At 41.8% G+C, this 6415-nt stretch carries 6 protein-coding genes; 5 read left to right on the forward strand and 1 reads right to left on the reverse strand.

Annotated features, from left to right (window positions below):
- The first annotated feature begins 221 nt into the window (after nt 1-221).
- The 5 genes from V7150_RS03860 to V7150_RS03880 all read left to right on the forward strand — a co-directional run bounded on the left by V7150_RS03860 (nt 222) and on the right by V7150_RS03880 (nt 5392).
- Nucleotides 222-1124: an ABC transporter ATP-binding protein gene (locus tag V7150_RS03860; protein ID WP_335513771.1), complete on the forward strand. Its 903-nt coding sequence runs from the start codon at nt 222-224 to the stop codon at nt 1122-1124.
- On the forward strand, nt 1125-1862 hold the full coding sequence (locus V7150_RS03865; protein WP_335513773.1) for an ABC transporter permease: 738 nt from the start codon (nt 1125-1127) through the stop codon (nt 1860-1862).
- 6 nt (nt 1863-1868) lie between these two features.
- Nucleotides 1869-2993, forward strand: a complete 1125-nt coding sequence (locus tag V7150_RS03870) for a sensor histidine kinase (protein ID WP_335513775.1) — start codon at nt 1869-1871, stop codon at nt 2991-2993.
- A 126-nt stretch (nt 2994-3119) separates the two neighbouring features.
- The gene (locus V7150_RS03875) at nt 3120-3722 is read left to right on the forward strand and encodes a response regulator transcription factor (protein WP_335513777.1); all 603 of its coding nucleotides are present in this window, start codon (nt 3120-3122) and stop codon (nt 3720-3722) included.
- Between the two features lie 389 nt (nt 3723-4111).
- A complete protein-coding gene (locus tag V7150_RS03880) occupies nt 4112-5392 on the forward strand; it encodes a UDP-glucose dehydrogenase family protein (RefSeq protein WP_335513779.1) in 1281 nt (426 codons plus the stop codon).
- A gap of 35 nt (nt 5393-5427) precedes the next feature.
- On the opposite strand, the gene V7150_RS03885 is transcribed toward V7150_RS03880, so the two are convergent.
- A complete protein-coding gene (locus V7150_RS03885; RefSeq protein WP_335513781.1) occupies nt 5428-6045 on the reverse strand; it encodes a LysE family translocator in 618 nt (205 codons plus the stop codon).
- Nucleotides 6046-6415: the final 370 nt, after the last annotated feature.

The raw sequence follows: 6415 nt of genomic DNA on the forward strand, positions 1-6415 counted from the left end.
GACACCATAAACAATAGCTGGACAGTAGAAATGGTGCCTTACACCATAAACATTCGTTTGAGGTGGACAGTGGCTGAAGTTTTTGAGACCTTCATTGAATTGGAGGTCTCTTTATTTATGGGAAAATGACATTTGTCACCTTTTTATGTGACATTGCTTACTAAAATTTACCTCCCCCTACACTGTACAATGAAATCAAGTAATCAGGAGGTGTTCGAAAAATGAACGAAATTTTAACCTTAAGGAACGTGACAAAGTCATTTCAACATAAAACAGCAGTCAATGATGTATCTTTCACCATTGGAAAAGGTGAGGTGGTGGCGATTCTTGGACCGAATGGCGCCGGAAAAACAACTACGATCTCGATGATCTTAGGACTGCTTAAACCAACCGCAGGCGAGGTCAAATTATTTAACCACCAGCCGCAAGAAAAGCAGGTTCGCGAAAAAATCGGCACCATGCTCCAGGAAGTCAGTGTGATGCCAGGCATAAAGGTACGGGAAATCCTCGAATTAATCAGGAGCTATTATCTACAGCCTCTCGCGATGCCTGAACTCATCAACTTAACAGGCCTAACCGAACAGGATCTGAAAACTCGGGCGGAAAAATTATCAGGCGGACAAAAGCGCCGATTAAGTTTTGCTCTTGCTCTAGCGGGAAATCCGGAGCTCATCATATTTGATGAACCGACCGTGGGTATGGATATTACCTCAAGAAATCGTTTTTGGCAAACCATTCACCATCTGGCTGACCAAGGCAAAACGATTATTTTTTCAACGCATTATCTGCAGGAAGCGGATGATGCCGCGGACAGGATCTTACTGTTTAAAGACGGTACCGTTGTTGCTGACGGAAAGCCGGCGCAAATCAAAGCAAGAATTTCGAAGCAATCCGTTTCTTTTATCGTCGACCCAGAAATATCACTAGAAAACCTATACCTTCACAGTGAAATTGATGATATTTATAGAAAAAATAATCGTGTCTACGTCCAGTCGAATAATACCGACCGTGTATTAGAGCTTATTTTTCAAGAAAAAATAGGTGCCCATGATATCCAAATTGAACGCGGAAAACTTGAGGAAGCGTTTGAACAACTGACAAGCGGCACGAAGGAGGCCATATAAATGAAAACATTTCAAATGCAATGTAAATTCGAGATTATCAGGGTGTTAAGGAATCGCTATTTTGTGTTTTGGTCGCTTGTGATGCCGATTCTCTTCTATTATATTTTTACAAATGTGGTGAATACGAATGCGCCGGATAAGGCGGAGTGGCAGGCGCATTACCTCATGTCAATGACAGTGTTCAGCGTGATGGGCTCGTCAATGATGACACTCGGAATCAGGATGGTACAGGAGCGTTCGCAAGGCTGGTCGACATTTATTCGTATCACCCCGCTCTCAGACACCGTCTATTTTGCGGCGCAAATGATAGGACAAAGTGTGATACATCTTCTCTCGATTACGATTATTTTTATCGCAGGGGCGATCATCAATGGCGTTTCGCTTACCGCGTTTGAATGGATCGCGAGCGGTTTATGGATTTTGCTCGGATCGCTGCCATTCCTCGCAATTGGTACTTTAATCGGGATGATAAAAAAGGTTGAAACGGCCGCAGGTATCAGCAATGTGATTTATATGGTGCTTGCGGTTGCAGGCGGGCTGTGGATGCCGCTAGAGATTATGCCAAAAATGATGCAAACCATTGGAAAATGGCTGCCGTCATATAATTTTGGCAATGGTGCCTGGGAGATTGTCCGCGGCAATATGCCTGATTGGAAAAATATTTTGATTTTAATCGCCTATTTAGCCTTGTTCATGCTACTATCGAAGTATATTAGACGAAAGCAGGAAGCGGCGTGATGTAGTATGAAATGGTCAGTTTTTCCAAGGAAATTTGGTTTCTTTCCCTATATTTTTCTCGTTTATATCGGATTTCCTGCCCTTTATCTTACGAGGGAAGAAGGAGTGAAGCAGCTCATCGGCTATGGGATGGTGCTGCTTTTCTTAGTGACCTATCGCCAGCTTTATTTTTCAATGGGAAAAAGAAAGTTCACCTGCTGGCTGTGGGTGCAGCTGGCGATTGTGTTTATTTTAAGTGTGTTTTATAACTTAAATAACATATTATTAGGGTTTTTTCCGGCAAATTTTATCGGCTGGTACCAAGATAAAACAGGATTTAAGCGTGGATTGATCAGTTTAATAATAGTTGAAATTCTTCCGTTCATTATCCATGTAATCCGAACGAAGACCTTTTTAACCACGTCAGAGCTTTTTTACTTCGTTCCATTTCTTATCATCATGCTGATTTCACCGTTTGGAATCCGTTCGATGAATCGCCGCATGGAGCTGGAAAAGGAGCTTGACCAAGCAAATCAGACAATTGAAGAATTAGTGAAGCGTGAGGAGCGGGTCCGGATTGCCCGTGACCTCCATGATACGCTCGGTCATACACTGTCTCTTTTGACGTTAAAAAGCCAGCTTGTACAGCGGTTGACTGCCGTTGACCCAGAACGAGCACGAATCGAGGCTAAAGAAATGGAGGTCACTTCAAGGGCAGCGCTAAAGCAAGTACGTGAGCTGGTTACAGATATGCGGGCAGCTACAATTGCAGAAGAGCTCCTGCAAGTACAGCAAATATTAAACACAGCTGGGATCACCTATCAGTACGATGGTGCTGCTGATTTTTCCAGGATTTCTCCGTTTACGCAGAATATTGTTGGCATGTGTGTGCGTGAGGCAGCGACCAATGTCGTGAAACATAGCCGCGCCACCCTTTGTTCCATTTCAATCAAGCTTTTTTCTGAAAAAATGAACATAGTGATCCGGGATGACGGGATGGGCGTAAGGAATAATCATGCTTTTGGGAACGGTTTGCGGGGGATGGAAGAGAGGCTGGCCCTCGTTGACGGTTTACTCGCGCTTTCAAACCATAACGGAGCGGTTTTGGAAATCAACGTGCCGATTATTATAAAAGCGGAAGCGCCCGCTTAGCGACCTGGGCTGGCACGCTTCGACAGATATAAAGGAAAGTAGAAAAGCGAAAGTGCTAGGCACTGGAGCTAGCCAGTTATCAAAGTTTAAGCAATCATAATTTATATAATATAGGGGGGCTTCTGTATGATTCGTTTGTTTATTGCCGAAGATCAACGAATGTTATTGGGGGCGCTCGGTTCCCTGCTTGATTTGGAGGCGGACATGAAGGTAATTGGCCAGGCGCTGAACGGTGAAGAGGCACTTTCGGCAATCTTAGAACTCGAGCCGGATGTCTGCTTGATGGATATTGAAATGCCTGTTTTAAATGGACTCGAGGTGGCAGACGAACTCACAAGACGCTTGTCACCCAGTAAGGTCATTATCTTAACCACCTTTGCCCGCCCTGGATATTTTGAACGAGCGGTAAAAATCGGCGTTCACGGGTACTTGTTGAAGGATGGGGAGATTGAGGAGCTTGCCGATGCCATCCGCAAGGTGATGGCGGGAAAACGAGTGTTCAGTCCGGATCTAACCTTCCACGTGATTCGTGAAGAAAATCCGTTGACTCCTAAAGAGCAAGAGATTTTAAGATTAGCAGCCTTAGGAAAAACAACAAAAGAAATTACATCCGAGCTCTATCTTTCATCCGGCACCGTCCGCAACTACATCTCCGAAATCATCCACAAGCTCGATGCCAAAAACCGAACCGAAGCCGCCAGCATCGCCGAGAAAAAAGGCTGGATCTAACGTGGAGAGGTACCTTTAATAGGTGCCTTTTTTTATTGTGCCTGATGCGCTCATATTTCTTCTATTTTGGTCACAAAAAATTGTAATTGTGCCCGACATGCCTATTTTTCTCCTATTTTGGTCGCAAAAAATTTTTATTGTTCCCGACGCGCCCATATTTCTCTTATTTGGGTCGCAAATCATTTTTTTTGGTAAGAATTCGCTTCATTCCGTTCCCAGCACTTTGGATTACTCCCCACTAAGAGCCCTTTTATGTTGGACAACATTCCACCGAATACGTTTAGGAATAAATTAAAACAAGCCATGACGTTGAGATAAAGGTAATAAGCCAAAACATCAGCTTTATCATGATGATACTTCTCTATAGGTAATAAAGGGGGAAAAACAACGTGAAAATATTAATCGTCGGAACAGGTTACGTCGGGACGACGACAGGCCTTATATTTTGTGAAATGGGGCATCAGGTTACGGGGTTAGATCTTGATGATCGTAAAATCAAAGCTTTACAAGCAGGTAAACTTCATTTCTATGAGCCTGGACTAGAGGATTTGTTAAGTAAGCATTTTACAGCCCAAAATATAATATTTACAAAAAACGCCAAAAGCGCCATTGAAGAGAATGATCTTATTTTCATTTGTGTCGGTACACCACAGGGGGAAGATGGAAGTGCTGACCTTACCTATGTTAAAAGTGTAGCTGAGTCAATCAGCATATATATGAACCGATATAAAGTAATTGTCACAAAAAGTACGGTACCGGTGGGGACAGCTAATTTAGTAACAAAATGGATCAAGGAAAGTCAAGATGAACAGATCCCCTTTGATGTCGTCTCCAATCCTGAGTTCCTAAGGGAAGGGTCCGCACTTTATGATGCTCTTAATCCCGATCGAATTGTCATCGGTACAACGAGCGAAACAGCAAGTAAATTAATGCGGGAATTGTATCAGAATTTTCCATGCCCTATCATTGAAACCAACCCGAAAGCCTCCGAAATGATCAAGTATGCCGCTAATTCCTTTCTCGCGATGAAAATTTCCTACATTAACGAATTAGCACGGGTTTGTGATGACCTTAAGATTAATGTGAAGGATGTTTCCAAAGGAGTTGGGCTCGACCACCGGATTGGACCGCATTTTTTAAAAGCTGGAATGGGCTATGGCGGTTCCTGTTTTCCAAAGGATGTGAACGCGCTAATCCAAATAGCAAAGGAAAATGGCAAACCCCTTTCCATTTTAGAGAGTGTCGTTCAGGTGAATGAAGGACAACCGCGTTATTTTATTGATAAAATGAAGCGGGCACTTGGTGGTGATTTAAAAAATAAAATAATAGCTGTACTCGGATTAGCGTTTAAAGCGAATACGGATGATACAAGGGAATCGCCGAGCCTCAATTTGATTGATAGATTAAAAGTGGAACAAGCGAAGGTTAAGGTACACGATCCGATCGTAAAAATGACCGGGCGCTCTGACCAATTTCCTGTGATTGAAGAAACGGTTGTCGATGCAGATGCTCTCGTTATTTGCACAGACTGGGATGAGTATAAAAATCTTGATTGGGAAAGTCTGAAACTACTGATGAAACAACCCTATATTTTTGATGGAAGAAATATGCTTGATAAGGGGATATTGGAGAGTTTAGGATTTCATTATGTAGGGGTCGCTAATCATTAGGGATTGAAAAAAAGAGCATGCTGCATGCTCTTTTATTACTTTTGATTTTGAAGCACCAGTTGCAGCCCTAAGCCAATATAGATCGAGCCGACTACCTTGCTTTGCCAACGTGCAAACCTATTATTCTTTTTAGAAAATAATTTTTCACCTATTGAACTAGTCAAAAATGCAATAAGGGTCGTGTACAAAATACTCATCAATACAAACGTGAGTCCAAGAATTAATAACTGGTAAACCGCAGGGGTTCCGTTAGTGCGGACAAATTGCGGAAGGAAGGCTAAGAAAAAAAGTGCTGTTTTAGGGTTCAGTAATTCGATTAATAATGCCTGGCGAAACGACACGGCCGCAGTGTTCTTTTTTGCGACTGGCTTTTTATTTTCTTTCGACTTTTCCAAAAGTGATTTAATCCCTAGAAAAATTAGATATGCGGCGCCTAAATATTTTACCATCTCAAAAGCGAGAGCCGAAGTCATTAAAATTGCAGAGAGTCCGAGAACGGCTGCAACCGTATGGATTAAATCACCAACCGCAATCCCGACACCAGTGATGACGCCAGCTTTTCTTCCTCCTTTTGCCGTTTGCGAGATGGTTAACAGTACGGCTGGACCTGGGATCAGAAATAATACCAAGACAACTAATATAAATGATACCAATATATTCTTCCCTCCATTTATTTGAATTTTTCAAATAGTCTTCCTTAGATTATACTGCTTTAAAGTATTTAAACAAACCGGTACATTGTTTAAGAATGAAATATTCATTCAAAATTCAGCCCGATTTTTTCTAAATTTAGAGTAGACTTTTCAACATTTCGGTGATAAGATATAAAAGTTGTCATCGAAACTATAAATCTTTTTGTGAAAAAGTAATTTTTTGTTGACAATACGAAAACATGTTGGTAAACTATAAAAGTTGTCGTTGAAAAACAGCTATTAATCTTAAAAAACATTAAAAAGTTGTTGACAGCGAAAACGAAAAATGATAAGATGTAAAAGTTGTATCATTAATTGTTCTTTGAAAACT

The organism is Neobacillus drentensis (genome assembly GCF_036965245.1).
Taxonomy (GTDB): domain Bacteria; phylum Bacillota; class Bacilli; order Bacillales; family Cytobacillaceae; genus Neobacillus; species Neobacillus drentensis_G.

Coding starts and splice junctions, on each gene's coding strand:
- V7150_RS03860 (WP_335513771.1), top strand. CDS start 222: ATGAACGAAATTTTAACCTTAAGGAACGTGACAAAGTCATTTCAACAT.
- V7150_RS03875 (WP_335513777.1), top strand. CDS start 3,120: ATGATTCGTTTGTTTATTGCCGAAGATCAACGAATGTTATTGGGGGCG.
- V7150_RS03870 (WP_335513775.1), top strand. CDS start 1,869: ATGAAATGGTCAGTTTTTCCAAGGAAATTTGGTTTCTTTCCCTATATT.
- V7150_RS03865 (WP_335513773.1), top strand. CDS start 1,125: ATGAAAACATTTCAAATGCAATGTAAATTCGAGATTATCAGGGTGTTA.